Annotated in this window: 12 protein-coding genes and 1 pseudogene; 4 read left to right on the top strand and 9 right to left on the bottom strand. The window is 76.0% G+C overall.

Annotation, left to right across the window (positions count from 1 at the left end):
* Positions 1–118: 118 nt before the first annotated feature.
* From G6556_RS00620 to G6556_RS00605, 4 genes are all read right to left on the bottom strand, one after another.
* The gene (locus G6556_RS00620; RefSeq protein ID WP_166937646.1) at positions 119–634 is read right to left on the bottom strand and encodes a hypothetical protein; all 516 of its coding nucleotides are present in this window, start codon (positions 632–634) and stop codon (positions 119–121) included.
* Complete coding sequence (locus G6556_RS00615; RefSeq protein ID WP_166937645.1) at positions 631–993, bottom strand: DUF948 domain-containing protein; 363 nt, start codon at positions 991–993, stop codon at positions 631–633. The genes G6556_RS00620 and G6556_RS00615 overlap by 4 nt, the downstream gene beginning before the upstream one ends.
* Positions 994–1166: 173 nt before the next feature.
* Positions 1167–1793 carry a 30S ribosomal protein S4 gene (rpsD, locus tag G6556_RS00610; protein ID WP_147793637.1) on the bottom strand — a complete coding sequence of 209 codons (627 nt, stop codon included), beginning with the start codon at positions 1791–1793 and terminating at the stop codon, positions 1167–1169.
* Positions 1794–2018: 225 nt separating this feature from the next.
* Positions 2019–3443 (bottom strand): replication-associated recombination protein A, encoded by a 1425-nt coding sequence (locus G6556_RS00605; protein ID WP_166937644.1) that lies wholly within the window; start codon positions 3441–3443, stop codon positions 2019–2021.
* A gap of 119 nt (positions 3444–3562) precedes the next feature.
* Here G6556_RS00605 and G6556_RS00600 point away from each other — a divergent pair, with 119 nt between their 5' ends.
* Positions 3563–5800: an MMPL family transporter gene (locus G6556_RS00600; protein WP_346774636.1), complete on the top strand. Its 2238-nt coding sequence runs from the start codon at positions 3563–3565 to the stop codon at positions 5798–5800.
* Positions 5801–5958: 158 nt separating this feature from the next.
* On the opposite strand, the gene G6556_RS00595 is transcribed toward G6556_RS00600, so the two are convergent.
* From G6556_RS00595 to G6556_RS00585, 3 genes are all read right to left on the bottom strand, one after another.
* Entirely contained in the window at positions 5959–6798 is an 840-nt protein-coding gene (locus G6556_RS00595; RefSeq protein WP_166937642.1) for a GNAT family N-acetyltransferase, read from the bottom strand.
* Entirely contained in the window at positions 6795–8621 is a 1827-nt protein-coding gene (gene aspS / locus G6556_RS00590) for an aspartate--tRNA ligase (RefSeq protein WP_166937641.1), read from the bottom strand. The genes G6556_RS00595 and aspS overlap by 4 nt, the downstream gene beginning before the upstream one ends.
* Positions 8622–8790: 169 nt before the next feature.
* On the bottom strand, positions 8791–9945 hold the full coding sequence (locus G6556_RS00585) for an Rv2578c family radical SAM protein (protein ID WP_166937640.1): 1155 nt from the start codon (positions 9943–9945) through the stop codon (positions 8791–8793).
* A 125-nt stretch (positions 9946–10070) separates the two neighbouring features.
* Here G6556_RS00585 and G6556_RS00580 point away from each other — a divergent pair, with 125 nt between their 5' ends.
* Complete coding sequence (locus G6556_RS00580; protein ID WP_166937639.1) at positions 10071–10622, top strand: TspO/MBR family protein; 552 nt, start codon at positions 10071–10073, stop codon at positions 10620–10622.
* A 36-nt stretch (positions 10623–10658) separates the two neighbouring features.
* Here the strand turns inward: G6556_RS00580 and hisS are convergent, their stop codons facing one another.
* Both hisS and G6556_RS00570 read right to left on the bottom strand, forming a co-directional pair.
* A complete protein-coding gene (hisS, locus tag G6556_RS00575) occupies positions 10659–12023 on the bottom strand; it encodes a histidine--tRNA ligase (RefSeq protein ID WP_166937638.1) in 1365 nt (454 codons plus the stop codon).
* A 5-nt stretch (positions 12024–12028) separates the two neighbouring features.
* Positions 12029–12769, bottom strand: coding sequence for an MBL fold metallo-hydrolase (locus G6556_RS00570; protein WP_166937637.1), 741 nt, complete (start codon positions 12767–12769; stop codon positions 12029–12031).
* A gap of 167 nt (positions 12770–12936) precedes the next feature.
* On the opposite strand from G6556_RS00570, the gene G6556_RS00565 reads away from it, so the two are divergent.
* Entirely contained in the window at positions 12937–13722 is a 786-nt protein-coding gene (locus G6556_RS00565) for a peptidylprolyl isomerase (RefSeq protein WP_166937636.1), read from the top strand.
* Positions 13719–13916 (top strand): annotated as a pseudogene (locus G6556_RS00560) (LysM domain-containing protein); the annotation flags it as partial. The gene G6556_RS00565 and the pseudogene G6556_RS00560, both read left to right, overlap by 4 nt.

Genomic DNA, 13916 nt, shown 5'->3' with positions numbered 1-13916 from the left:
TCTGGGTCGGGTGGCGGGGGTCGCGGGCCCTCGCCCGTTCTCGTGGTTCAGCGTCGCAGGCCGCGGGGGTGTTCCCGCGCGGGCGACCGGGTGCAGCCTAGGGGCCGCGGCGTGCTGGTCAGTAGAAGGAGTACGGCAGGTCGCCGTCGTCGTCGGCCGGGTCGTCCGTCGGCTCGTCGGCCCAGCCCCTGCGGGCGCGGGCGGCGCGGGCCGCGTCGCGGGCCTCCGGGTCCCGGTGCCAGGCGGGCGGGACGGCGCCGTGCGCGTCGTGCTCGTCCTGGCGGGCGGCGGCACGGCGCCCGGCGCGCTCGGCGCGGATCGCGTCCACGTCGACGTCGCCGACGAGGTCGTGCCGGAGCTGCGCCTCGCGTTCGGCCATGCCGGTGCGGAACTCCCGGCGGGCGTCGGACAGCGACCGGACGGTGCCGGCGGTGGTCGCGCCCGCGCGGAACGCGGTGCGCACGGCACGGGCGGCGGTGGAGGCCGTGGCCTGCGCAGTGCCGGCGGCGCCGGACGCCCCGGCGTGCGCGCCGCGGGCGGACGAGGAGCCGGTCAGGTCGTCCAGCAGGCCGAGCCGCTTGGCGCCGGCGACCGCGGCCGCCGCGCCGACCGCGACCCAGAGCAGCCGGCTCATCGCCCGGACCGCCCGCGGCCCAGGCCGGACAGCGCGCGCCGCACGCCGTAGCTGAAGGCCGCCACCTTGATCATCGGGCCGCCGACGGTCGCCGCGAACAGCGACGTCAGGGCGGAGGCGTTCTGCGTGATCTGGGCGGCCGAGGTGGTGATCGCGTCGACCCGCTCGAGCTGGGTGTTCGTGGACGACACCGTCGTGGCGGCCTCGTCCAGGATCGGCACCGTGTGCTCGGTGATCTCCCTGACCGAGGTGCGGGTCTCGTCCAGCACCCGGCCGAGCTTCACCAGCGGCACGGCCAGCGCACCCACCAGCAGCACGAAGGCGATGGCCGCGATGAGCCCCGCGATGTCTCCCAGCATGGCCAGCCCTTCTGCTCGTGCCGGCACGGCGCCGACGACGGGGAAACCCTACCCGGCGTGCGGTGTCGGGCCGGGCGACCGGCCCGCGGGTGCGGGCCGGAACGCCGCGACGCCCCGGCGCCGGCCCGGTGACGGGCGGTGCGGGGGCGTCGCGGACGTGCGAGCCGGGTGGCTCAGCGGGCGTAGTACTCGACGACCAGCTGGACGTCGCAGGTCACGGGGACCTCGGCGCGCTTCGGGCGGCGCACCAGCACGGCCGACAGCTTCTCGAGCTGGACGTCCAGGTAGCCCGGGACGGCCGGCAGCACGTCGCGGTGGGCACCGGCGGCGGCCACCTGGAACGGCACGGTGGTCTGCGACTTGGGCTTGATCTGCAGGGTCTGGCCCTCCTTCACGCGGAAGGACGGACGGTCCACGATCTTGCCGTCGACCAGGATGTGCCGGTGGGTCACGACCTGGCGCGCCTGCAGGATGGTGCGGGCGAAGCCGGCGCGGAGCACCAGGGCGTCCAGGCGGGTCTCGAGGTCCTCGACCAGGGCCTCACCGGTCAGGCCCGGGGCCTTGCGGGCGTCCTCGTACGCACGGGCGAGCTGCTTCTCGCGCAGCGCGTACTGGGCGCGCAGGCGCTGCTTCTCGCGCAGACGCACCGCGTAGTCCGACTCGGTGCGGCGACGGGCGCGGCCGTGCTCGCCGGGCGGGTAGGGGCGCTTCTCGAAGTGCTTGACGGCCTTCGGGGTGAGCGCGAGGCCGAGGGCGCGCGAGAGGCGCACCTGGCGACGCGCACGCGTCACGTTGCTCATGTGGTTCTTCCTGTCGTGTCTCGTACGGCACACCCGTGCCCGGCGATCCCGGGCGGGGTGTGGGGCCGACCTTCGTGCGTCCGTACGAGGCGGACGCGGCTAGGACCCCAGGCGGCCGTCCGGCTGACCCACCGGGAGACCCCGGGGTGCGGACGACCGTGCAACTCTACCGGGTGCGGGACGCTGGGCCTAATGCGGGACGCGCCGCGGGGCGCGTGGCGCGGGTCACCCGTCCGTCGGCGGCGGCGCCTGGTCCAGCACCGACCGGATCCGGCCGAGCCGCTCGCCGACCTGCCGCTCGTACCCGTTCTCGGTGGGGCTGTAGTACCGGGTGCCGACCAGGTCGTCCGGGAGGTACTGCTGCGCGGCGATCCCGTGCGGGTGGTCGTGGGCGTACAGGTAGCCCTTGCCGTGGCCCAGCGCCTTGGCGCCGGCGTAGTGCGCGTCCCGCAGGTGCGAGGGCACGGAGCCGAGCCGGCCGGCCTGCACGTCGGCGAGCGCGGCGTTGATCCCGTTGTACGCGGCGTTCGACTTCGGGGCCGTCGCCAGGTGCACGACCGCCTCGGCCAGGATGATCCGCGCCTCGGGCATGCCGATGAGCTGCACGGCCTGCGCGGCGGCGACCGCGGTCTGCAGCGCGCTGGGGTCCGCCATCCCGACGTCCTCGGACGCGGAGATGACGATGCGCCGAGCGATGAACCGCGGGTCCTCCCCCGCCGCGATCATCCGGGCGAGGTAGTGCAGCGACGCGTCCACGTCGGAGCCGCGCACCGACTTGATGAACGCGCTGATCACGTCGTAGTGCTGGTCCCCGTCCCGGTCGTACCGGACGGCGGCGACGTCGATCGCGCGCTCGGTCGTGGCGAGGTCGACCACCGCGGGGGCGTCGGCGTCGTCGCCCAGGTCGACGTCCGGGTCCGCCAGCCGCGCCTCGCGGTCCGCCAGCGCGGCCCCCGCCGCGGCCTCCAGGATGGTCAGCGCCTTGCGCGCGTCGCCGCCGGACAGCCGGAGCAGGTGGTCCTCGGCGTCCTCGGTGAGCCGGACCGCGCCGCCGAGGCCGCGCTCGTCGTCGACCGCGCGCCGGATCAGCGCGCGCACGTCGTCCGTCTCCAGGGGCTTCAGGGTCAGCAGCAGCGACCGGGACAGCAGCGGGGAGTTCACCGAGAAGCTCGGGTTCTCCGTGGTCGCCGCGACGAGCGTCACCCAGCGGTTCTCGACGCTCGGGAGGAGCGCGTCCTGCTGCGCCTTGGTGAACCGGTGCACCTCGTCGATGAACAGCACCGTCTCCGAGCCGTCGGACGCCAGCCGGCGCCGGGCGTCGTCGACGACCTGGCGGACGTCCTTCACGCCTGCGGTCACCGCGGACAGCTCGACGAACCGGCGGCCCGACGTCGTGGCGACCAGGTAGGCGAGCGTCGTCTTGCCCGTGCCGGGCGGGCCCCAGAGCACCACCGACGACGGGGCGGCCCGTCGAGCCGTCGCGTCCCCGGGTTCGACCAGCCGGCGGAGCGGCGACCCGGGCACCAGCAGGTGCTCCTGCCCGGCGACCTCCGCCAGGCTGCGCGGGCGCATGCGCACCGCCAGCGGGGCCCCGGCCGACGGGGCGGGCGTGCCCTGCGCCGTCGAGGTCACCGCGTCGAACAGATCCATGCCCACGAGCCTACGGGCGCCGTCCCACACGCCGCGCAGCGCGCGACCCGCCGCGGGACGGGTGGGGCGCGCGGGACCCGTGGTGCGCGAGGGGCGCCCGGCCTGCGATGCTGACCCGCGTGTTCGAGAGCCTCGGTCGCCTGGTCGCCCGCCACCCCCGCCTCACGGTGCTCGTGTGGGCCGTCGTCGCCGCGGGCTGCTTCGCGGTGGCGCTCGTCGGCGTGGGCGGCCAGAACCTGTTCGACCGGCTGAGCACGGGCGAGCCGGTCGTCCCGGGCTCGGACAGCGCGCGGGCGAGCAAGCTGCTGGCCGAGACCAGCACCTCCGGCGCGTCGCTCAGCCTCGTGGTGCAGGGCGCGGACCCCGCGACCGAGGGGCTGGCGGAGGCGCTGGCGCCCGCCCGCGAGGAGGTCGCGGCGGTCGACGGCGTCGTCTCGGTCATCGACCCGTTCGTGCTCCCCGACGGTCCCGCGAACCCCGCGGCGGCACCGCTGCTGGCGCAGGACGGCGACGGGTTCCTCCTGGTCGCCGAGCTCGACCCCGAGCTGTCGGACGACGCCGAGTCCGCGGCGCTGCGCGACCTGCAGGACCGGCTCGAGGCCGTCCCGGACGCGCTGCACGACGTGGCGCCCGACGCGACCGGCCTGGTGGGCGGCACCTCGCTCATCGTCTCGGCCATCACCGACCAGGTCGAGCAGGACCTGACGACCGGCGAGGCCATCGCGCTGCCGGTCGCGCTGCTCATCATGGTGCTGGTGTTCGGCGGCTTCCTCGCCGCCGCCATGCCCCTGGCCGGCGCGATCGCGTCGATCGCCGGCGGCCTCGGCTCGCTCGTGGCGCTGTCGTACGTGATGGACGACCTGGAGTCGTCGGTCGTCAACGTCGTCACCGTGCTCGGCCTCGGCCTGTCCATCGACTACGGCCTGCTCATCGTGTCCCGGTTCCGGGAGGAGCTCGGCAAGACGCTCGGCGACGACGAGGGCCGGTCCGCCCGGCGCCGGCGCGGCGACGGGGCCGTGGTCGGGGCGCTGCTCACCACCATGTCGACCGCCGGCCGCACCGTGGCGTTCTCCGCGCTCACCGTGGCGATCTCCATCGCCGGGCTCCTGGTGTTCCGGCAGGACATCCTGCGCGCGTTCGGCGCGGGGTCCGTCGCGGTCATCGTGTTCGCCGTCGCCACCGCCCTGACCCTGGTGCCCGCGCTGCTGGTGCTCGCCGGGCGCCGGCTCGCCCGGCCCAGCGTGCTGTCCCGGGTGCCCGGCGTGCGCGCGGTGCTGGCCCGCACCGCCGACGTCGACCACGAGGAGGGCGTGTTCTCCCGCCTCGCCGCCCGCGTGCAGCGCCGGCCGTGGTGGGTCATGGGCGGGTCGCTCGCGGTGCTGCTGGTGCTCGCGACCCCGCTGCTGCACCTCGAGCTGCGGAACTCGACCACCGAGCTGCTCCCCCGGTCCAGCCCGCAGCGCGAGTACGTCCAGGTGCTCGCCGAGCAGTACCCCGCCTCGTCGTCCGCCGCGGTGCCGGTCGTCGCGCAGACCTCCGTCGCCGAGGCCCAGGCGGCCGTGCCGGAGATCGAGGCGCTCGACGGCGTGGCGTCCGTGGACGCGCCGGTCGCCCGCGGCTCGGTCGTCGTCATCGGCGTGCGGCCCGAGTCGTCCGACCCCGGCGGCGCCGACGCGCAGGCCGTGGTGCACGAGCTGCGGGACCTCGACCTGCCGTTCGACGCGTGGGTCGGCGGGCAGGCGGCCAACCAGGTCGACTTCACCGAGGCGCTGGTCGACCGCGCCCCGTGGGCGCTCGGCATCGTCGCCGTCGCCACCCTCGTGCTGCTGTTCCTCATGACCGGGTCCCTGCTGGTGCCGATCAAGGCGCTGCTCACCAACGTCGTGTCCCTGTGCGCGTCGCTCGGCGTGCTGGTGTGGGTGTTCCAGGACGGGCACCTGTCCGGGCTGCTGCGGTTCGACCCGACCGGCGGCATCGAGACCTACGTGCTCGCGCTGGTCATCGCGTTCGCGTTCGGGCTCGCGATGGACTACGAGGTGTTCCTGCTGTCCCGGATCAAGGAGCTGCACGACGCCGGCGCGCCCAACGACGTGGCCGTCCGGCTCGGGCTGCAGCGCTCCGGGCGGGTCATCACGTCCGCGGCGGCCATCATCATCGCGGTGTTCGCCGGGTTCGTCGCCGGCGAGCTGCTGGTGATCAAGGAGGTCGGGTTCTCGCTGGCCGTGGCGGTGCTCATCGACGCCACGCTCGTGCGGCTGCTGCTGGTCCCCGCGACGATGACCGTCCTGGGCGACTGGAACTGGTGGGCCCCGGCGCCGCTGCGCCGCCTGCACGCCCGCCTGGCCATCACGCACTGACGCGCGGGGGCGGCGCCCTGCCGCCCTGCCGCGAGTGTGTACGCGACACGTCGAGTGTGTATCCAGCGGCTACCCACTCGACGTGTCAGATACACACTCGGCGACGGCACGACGACGCGCTGGCGCGCCCGCGCGTCGGCACGGCAGTGGCCCCGCCGTCAGGCGGTGCGGGCGCGGAGGGTCGTGAGGCGGTGCGCCGTGCGCAGGCCGAGGCGGTGGTAGATCCGCCGGGCGCCGTGGTTGTCGTCCCACATCCCCAGGGACACCCAGTCCGCCCCGTCGGCGACCAGCGCCCGCACGGCGGCCGCCGTGAGCGCAGCCCCGAGACCCTGCCCGCGCTCCCCGGGTCGGACGCCCAGGCCGTGCAGGTGCGCGGACCCGCGCCCGCCGACCCGGCCCGCCCGCGGCCCCGCCCCGATGACGCCGCCCAGCCGCCCGGCGCCGTCCGGGACGCCCCACCAGCGTTCGCCGGGGCCGTCGGGGTCGGCGTCGGTCGTCGGGTTGGCGTCCGCGAGGCAGGCGCGGATCGCGGCGCCGTCGGCCCGCGGGTCGAGCTCGCGCACCCGGGTCTCGGCCGCGACGGGGGCGGGCGCGTCCTCGGTCACCAGCCACTCCCAGCCCGTGCGGTTCGGGGCGAGCCCGAGCGCCGCCACCTCGTCGGCGCGCAGCAGCCCGAACGCCTCGGTGTCGACCCAGGCGAACCGGTGGCCCGGCCGGGCGTGGGCGCGCAGCAGCGCGGCGAGGGGTTCGGCGGGGCCGACGGCGAGCAGCATGGTGGGCGGGTGCTCCCCCGGCGCGTCGGCCGCGCGCTGCACGAGCAGCATCGCGTCGCCGTCGGCGTGCACCTGGGCGGGCCGCCACCAGCCCCGCTCGTCGAGCAGGAACGGGTCGTCCGCCCAGCGCGCCGGCAGCACGGCCGACGGCCCCGGCGCGGTGCGCGCGCCGGGGCCGTCGGGGTGCTGCGGGGTGCCGTCGGCCGGGTCGCCGACGCGCGTCACTTCTGCGCGGGAGCCGCCGCGTCCGCGACCGGGGTCTCGGCGGGCGTGCCCTGCGGGGCGAGGTCGGACGCCTTCGGCTTCGCGTCGACGCCGGCCTCCTTGCGCTGCTGCGCGGTGATCGGGGCCGGGGCGCCGGTCAGCGGGTCGTAGCCGCCGCCCGACTTCGGGAACGCGATGACGTCGCGGATCGACTCCGAGCCGGTCAGCAGCGCCACGACGCGGTCCCAGCCGAACGCGATGCCGCCGTGCGGCGGCGCGCCGAACTGGAAGGCGTCGAGCAGCCAGCCGAACTTCTCGCGGGCCTCCTCCTCGCCGATGCCCATGACCGCGAACACGCGCTCCTGGACGTCCCTGCGGTGGATACGGATCGAGCCGCCGCCGATCTCGTTGCCGTTGCAGACGATGTCGTAGGCGTAGGCCAGGGCCTCGCCCGGGTCCTCCTCGAACCGGTCGACCCACTCGGGGGTCGGCGACGTGAAGGCGTGGTGCACCGCGGTCCACGCGCCCTCGCCGACGGCCACGTCGTCGTCCTCGCCCGTGGGCTTGAACAGCGGCGCGTCGACGACCCACACGAACGACCAGGCCGACTCGTCGATCAGCTCCGCGCGGCGGCCGATCTCCAGACGGGCGGCACCGAGCAGGGCGCGCGCCTCGGCGGGCTTGCCCGCGGCGAAGAACACCGCGTCGCCCGGCTGCGCGCCGACGGCGGCCGCGAGGCCCGCGCGCTCGGCGTCGGTGATGTTCTTGGCGACCGGGCCGCCGAGCGTGCCGTCCTCGCCGACCGTGACGTACGCGAGGCCCTTGGCGCCGCGCTGCTTGGCCCACTCCTGCCAGGCGTCGAACCCGCGGCGCGGCGTCGAGGCGCCGCCCGGCTGGACGACCGCGCCCACGTACGGCGCCTGGAACACCCGGAACGGGGTCTCGGCGAAGTACTCGGTGAGCTCGACCAGCTCCAGACCGAACCGCAGGTCCGGCTTGTCGGTGCCGTACCTCGCCATCGCCTCGGCGTAGGTCATCCGGGCGATCGGGGTCGGGATCTCGTAGTCGATCAGACCCCACAGGGCGGTGAGGATCTGCTCGCCGAGCGCGATCACGTCCTCCTGGTCGACGAACGACATCTCGACGTCGAGCTGGGTGAACTCCGGCTGCCGGTCGGCGCGGAAGTCCTCGTCCCGGTAGCAGCGGGCGATCTGGTAGTACCGCTCCATGCCGCCGACCATGAGCAGCTGCTTGAACAGCTGCGGCGACTGCGGCAGGGCGTACCAGGAACCCGGCGCGAGGCGGGCCGGCACGACGAAGTCGCGGGCGCCCTCCGGCGTCGACCGGGTCAGCGTCGGGGTCTCGACCTCGACGAAGTCGTGCGCCTCGAGCACGCGGCGCGCCGCCTGGCTCGCCCGGGAGCGCATCCGGATGGCCTGCGCGGGGGCGGGCCGGCGCAGGTCCAGGTACCGGTACCGCAGGCGCGCCTCCTCGCCGACCGGCTCGTCCAGCGACGACGACACCTGGAACGGCAGCGGCGCCGACTCGTTGAGGACGACGACCTCGTCGGCGGTGACCTCGACCTCGCCGGTCGCCAGGTGCGCGTTCTCGTTGCCCTCGGGGCGGCGGCCGACGGTGCCGGTCACCTGGAGCACGTACTCGGCGCGCAGGCCGTGCGCGACGGCCTCGTCCCGGATGACGACCTGGGCGATGCCCGAGGCGTCCCGGAGGTCCACGAAGGCGACCCCACCGTGATCGCGCCGGCGATCCACCCACCCGGTCAGGGTGACGGTGGTGCCGATGTGCTCGGCCCGCAGCGAGCCGGCGGTGTGGGTGCGCAGCACGAGGAGTCCTCTCCGGTGTCGGGGTGCTGCCCGTCCGAGCAGCCCGGCGAGTCTACTGCCGACCGACCCGGCGCCGTCGCGCGGATACCCGGTCGCCGCGCCCGGCGCCGTCCTCGCCGGCTCCGGCGTGACGCGGCCGGCCGGCGGTCGGGACGTCCGGGCACCGGCGTCAGAACAGGGCGGGCTGCACCGCCCCGAGCAGGGCCCCCGCCAGCGCGCCGTCGGGGGTCTCCGCGCCGCGGCCGCCCCCGGGCCGCACGCGCCAGGGCGGCGGCGTCGGCGCTCCGCCGCTGCGCGCCGACGACCCCGCGCCCGCGGAGCCCGCCGCGGCCGTGCCGCCGGCCGGGGACCCCGCGCCCTCCAGCGGCGCCGCGGACGGCCCGTGCAGCCCGTACCGGCGGCGCAGCGGCCGCACCCGCTCCGCCAGCCACCGGCGGTACTCCTCGGGCACGTACGCCCCGTTCGCGTACAGCCGGCGGTAGTTCGGCACCAGCTCCGGCCGGTGCTCGGCGAGCCACTGCAGCATCAGCGGCCGCACCGGCCCGCGCAGGTGCAGCGGGATCGTCGTGACCCAGGACGCCCCGGCCTCGGCCAGGTCGCGGAACAGCCCGTCGAGGTGCGCCGTCGAGTCGGTCAGCCACGGCAGCACCGGCGCCACCAGCACCCCGCACTCCAGCCCGGCGTCCCGCACCGCCCGGATCAGCGCGAGCCGGGCGCGGGGCGTCGGCGTGCCCGGCTCCATCGCCTGCTGCAGCGCCTCGTCGCCGATCGCCAGCGACACCGCCACGCTCACCCCGACCTCGGTCGCGGCCTCGGTGAGCAGCGGGAGGTCCCGGCGCAGCAGCGTGCCCTTGGTGAGCAGCGACATCGGCGTGCCGGAGTGCGCGAGCGCCCCGATGATCCCGGGCATCAGCGCGTACCGGCCCTCGGCCCGCTGGTACGGGTCGGTGTTGGTCCCGAGCGCGACGTGCTCGTGCCGCCAGGACGGCCGGCGCAGCTCCGCCGTCAGCACGTCGACCACGTTGGTCTTCACGACGATCTGGGTCTGGAAGTCCTCGTCGGGCCCGAGGCCGAGGTACTCGTGCGTCGGCCGGGCGAAGCAGTAGGTGCAGGCGTGCAGGCAGCCGCGCATCGGGTTGACCGTCCACCGGAACGGCATCGCCGACGCCTCCGGCACCTTGTTCAGCGCCGACCGCGCGTGCACCTCGTGGAAGGTGACGCCGGCGAACTCCGGGGTGCGCACCGACCGCTGGTGCCCGGCCAGCGCGAGCCCCGGCAGCGCCTGCGCCGCCTCCGCCGCGATCTTCTGCCCGTCCCACCGCATGGCACCGATTCGAACACGTGTTCGACGGCGGCGCAACCACCCTGGCCACGCGCGGCGGCGACCGAGGAAGTCAGCATGCTGGCCTTCCGGTTGCCGACCCGGCCGTCCCGACGGACGGTGGGGGCATGACCTCCGCGCACCCGGTTCAGCGCGCCACGAGCCACCCCGCCCGCCGCGACGCCGCCGGCCCGGGCGCGCGCACCGGGCCCGCCACCCGCGGCTGGCCCGTGCTCCTCGGCCTGCTGCTGCTGAACGCGCTCGTCGCGTTCGGCGGCGGCCTCGCGTCGACCTCCGGGGTGGACGGCTGGTACGCCGACGCCGACAAGCCCGGGTGGACGCCGCCGAACTGGGTCTTCGGCCCGGTCTGGACGGTGCTGTACGTGGTCATGGCCGTCGCGGCGTGGCTGATCTGGCGCCGGCACGGCCGCGCGGCGACCCTCGCGCTGACGCTGTACGGCGTCCAGCTCGCCCTGAACGCGGCGTGGACGCCGGTGTTCTTCGGGGCGGAGCAGCTCGGCGCCGGGCTGGCGATCGTCCTGGCGCTGGAGCTGGCGCTGGTGGCGACCATCGTCGCGTTCCACCGCCTGACCCCGTGGGTCGCCTGGCTCCTCGGCCCCTACCTCGTCTGGGTCCTGTACGCGACCACCCTCAACGCGGGCGTCGCCGCGCTCGCCTGACCCGGCACGCCCCGCCCGGCAGGGGGGGCGCCGGGCTCAGGCCTGCGCGGGGACGACCCGAGGCCAGAGGTCCTCGGCGGGCGGGGCCCAGGTCGCCGCGTCGGCGTCGACCTGCTCGCCCGAGCGGATGTCCTTGACCTGGTCCGCCGCGCCGTCCTCGCCCGGGAACCAGACGTACGGGATCCCGCGGCGGTCGGCGTGCCGGATCTGCTTGCCGAACTTCGCGGCCGTCGGCGCGACCTCGACCGGCACCCCGCGCGCGCGCAGGGCGGTCGCCACGGCGTCCGACGCGGGCCGGCTGTCCTCCGCCGTCACGGCGACCAGCACCGCCGCAGGGACGCCGCGGGTCGCGCGCACCAGCCCACCCGACAGCAGCCGGGAGACGAGCCGGGAGACGCCGATCGACAGGCCGACGCCCGGGTAGGTCTGCTTGCCGTCCGAGGCCAGGGTGTCGTACCGGCCGCCGGAGCAGATCGAGCCGAGCTGCTCGTGCCCGACGAGCACCGTCTCGTAGACCGACCCGGTGTAGTAGTCGAGCCCGCGCGCGATCTTGAGGTCCGCGACGACGACGCCCGGGGCGCGCACCGCGGCGGCCTCGACGAGCTGCCGCAGTTCGCCCAGGCCCTGCTCCATGAGCTCGGACTCGACGCCGTGCCGCGCGGCGAGCTCGCGCACCCGGTCGACCACGCCGGCGTCGCCGCCCGAGATCGCCGCGAGGTCGAGGCACGCCTGCGCCTGCTCCGGGGTGGCACCCGTCTCCGCGACCAGCAGGGCCGCGACCTTCTCCGGCCCGATCTTGTCCAGCTTGTCGATGCTGCGCAGCACGCCCTCGACGTCGGTGAGCCCGAGGCCGCGGTAGAAGCCCTCGGCCACCCGGCGGTTGTTCACCAGGATCCGCACCGGCGGCACGCCGATGTCCCGGAGCGCGCCGAGCGCCTCCGCCATGACCAGGGGCAGGTCGACCTCGTAGTGGTAGGGCAGGTCGCCCGCGCCGACGACGTCGATGTCCGCCTGCACGAACTCGCGGAACCGGCCGTCCTGGGGCCGCTCGCCGCGCCACACCTTCTGGACCTGGTAGCGCTGGAACGGGAACGCGAGGTGCCCGGCGTTCTCCAGCACGTAGCGGGCGAACGGCACCGTGAGGTCGAAGTGCAGGCCGAGCTGGCCGGACCGGTCGGCCTCGGCGCCGTCCTCCTCCTGCAGCCGGCGCAGGACGTACACCTCCTTGGAGGTCTCGCCCTTGCGCAGCAGCTGGTCGAGCGGCTCGACCGCCCGGGTCTCGATCCCGGCGAACCCGTGCAGCTCGAAGGTGCGCCGCAGGGTGTCGAGGACGTGCTGCTCGACCACGCGGCCGTCGGGGAGCCACTCGGGGAAACCGGACAGAGGAGTCGGACGTGCCATGCGGGTCAGTTTGCCAGGTACGGGTTGGTGGCCAGCTCCGCGTCCACCCGCGTGGCGGGTCCGTGACCCGGCAGGACGTGCGTCCCGGGCGGCAGGGCGGCGACGACGTCGCGCAGGGTGGCCGCCATCGCGGCCGGGTCGCCACCGGGCAGGTCCGTGCGGCCGACCGAGCCCGCGAACAGCACGTCGCCGGTGAACGCGACCCGGTCCTCCCCCGTCCCGAGCAGGTAGAGGGTCGAGCCCTCGGTGTGGCCCGGGGCGTGCCGGGCGACCAGGGTCACGGAGCCGAACCGGAGCTCGACGTCGGGCGTGCGACCGTCCGCGTCCCGCGCGCCGTCCGCCCCGCCGGCGAACGGCACGACCAGCGCCGGGTCGACGGACCCGAACGTCGCGGGGTCGAGACCCGCCGCCCCGGCGGCCGACCGCAGCGCCGCCGCGACGCCGGGGTCACCCACCGCGCCCAGGCCCAGGGTGCCCAGCGGGTCGGCGAGCCGGTACGCGTCCCGCGCGTGCAGCCGCAGCGGCACGCCCGCCGCCGCGGCGAGGGTCCCCGCGTCCGCCACGTGGTCGGCGTGCCCGTGCGTGGCGACGACGCCGACGACCCGCAGCCCGTGCTCCGCGACGGTGCGCCGCACCGCGTCGGCGACGCCGCCGCCCGGGTCCACCACGACGCAGTCGCCGTCGTCCGCGGCCACCAGGTAGCAGGCCGCGGCGAACACCGGGGCGGTCAGTCCGAGGATGCGCACGCCGCCACGCTAACCGTGCCGGCGCCGGCCCCCGGACGCGCACGGGACGCGCGCACGGCGCGCGGGTCACCCGGGGCACCCCCGGCTGCCTAGACTGTCCGGCGGGCGCGGGCGCTCTGAGTGCCCGCGCACGGGGGACCCGCCGAGACCGAGACCGAGGAGAGTGCGTGCCGTCCAGCAAACGCGAGCGCGAGTACGAGCGCCGCCGGTACGAGAAGTGGCAGCAGCGCCAGGCGCAGAAGCACGCCCGGAAGCGCCGCCAGCAGATCATCGCCGGCGGGGTCGTCGGCGTGCTCGTGCTCGGCGTGGGCATCACCGCCGCGCTGCTCGCGACCGGCACGGACGACGACACCACCGCCGGCTCCGGCGCCACCGACGCCCCCACCGCCACGCAGACGACGGCGGCCGAGCGCCTGGGCAACGGCGGCGTGCTGCCGGACGCCTCGCTCGCCGAGGGCCGGACCTGGACCGGCACGATCAGCACCAGCCAGGGCGAGATCGGCGTCGAGCTGGACGGCGCCGCGGCCCCGCAGGCGGTCGCGAACTTCGTGACGCTCGCGCAGGAGGGCTACTTCGACGGCACCGACTGCCACCGGCTCACCACCAGCGGCATCTACGTGCTGCAGTGCGGCGACCCGACCGGCACGGGCACCGGCAGCCCCGGCTACGCGTTCGGCCCCATCGAGAACGCGCCCGCCGACGACGTCTACCCGGCCGGCACCATCGCGATGGCGCGCCAGGGCGGAAACGGCGAGTCGATGGGCAGCCAGTTCTTCCTCGTCTACGAGGACTCGACCATCCCGGCGGACGCCGCCGGGGGCTACACCGTGTTCGGCCGCATCACGTCGGGCCTCGACGTCGTGCAGGCAGTCGCTGACGCGGGCGTGATCGGCGGTGCCACGGACGGCACCCCGGCCACCCCCGTCACCATCGAGGGAGTGGAGACCCAGTGACCGAGACGCCCGACGAGCAGCAGCGCGCCCAGGACAGCGACGAGGCCGCCGTGGCCGCGACGCCCGCGGTCGACGACGCCGAGGTCCCCGCGGCCGGCGACGCCGGGGTCCCCGCCGAGGACGCCGCCCCCGAGGCCGAGCAGGCCCCCACCGAGGAGCCGGCCTCCACCGAGGAGCCCGCCCCCACCGAGGAG

This window comes from Cellulomonas sp. IC4_254 (genome assembly GCF_011603975.1).
Lineage (GTDB): Bacteria > Actinomycetota > Actinomycetes > Actinomycetales > Cellulomonadaceae > Cellulomonas.
Note: the sequence above shows the minus strand (reverse complement) of the source record. Positions and strands in the feature narration are given on the sequence as shown.

Excerpts from the sequence above, each read along its gene's own strand:
- G6556_RS00620 (WP_166937646.1), bottom strand. The coding sequence starts at position 634 with ATGAGCCGGCTGCTCTGGGTCGCGGTCGGCGCGGCGGCCGCGGTCGCC.
- G6556_RS00615 (WP_166937645.1), bottom strand. The coding sequence starts at position 993 with ATGCTGGGAGACATCGCGGGGCTCATCGCGGCCATCGCCTTCGTGCTG.
- rpsD (WP_147793637.1), bottom strand. The coding sequence starts at position 1,793 with ATGAGCAACGTGACGCGTGCGCGTCGCCAGGTGCGCCTCTCGCGCGCC.
- G6556_RS00605 (WP_166937644.1), bottom strand. The coding sequence starts at position 3,443 with ATGGATCTGTTCGACGCGGTGACCTCGACGGCGCAGGGCACGCCCGCC.
- G6556_RS00585 (WP_166937640.1), bottom strand. The coding sequence starts at position 9,945 with ATGCGGTGGGACGGGCAGAAGATCGCGGCGGAGGCGGCGCAGGCGCTG.
- G6556_RS00580 (WP_166937639.1), top strand. The coding sequence starts at position 10,071 with ATGACCTCCGCGCACCCGGTTCAGCGCGCCACGAGCCACCCCGCCCGC.
- hisS (WP_166937638.1), bottom strand. The coding sequence starts at position 12,023 with ATGGCACGTCCGACTCCTCTGTCCGGTTTCCCCGAGTGGCTCCCCGAC.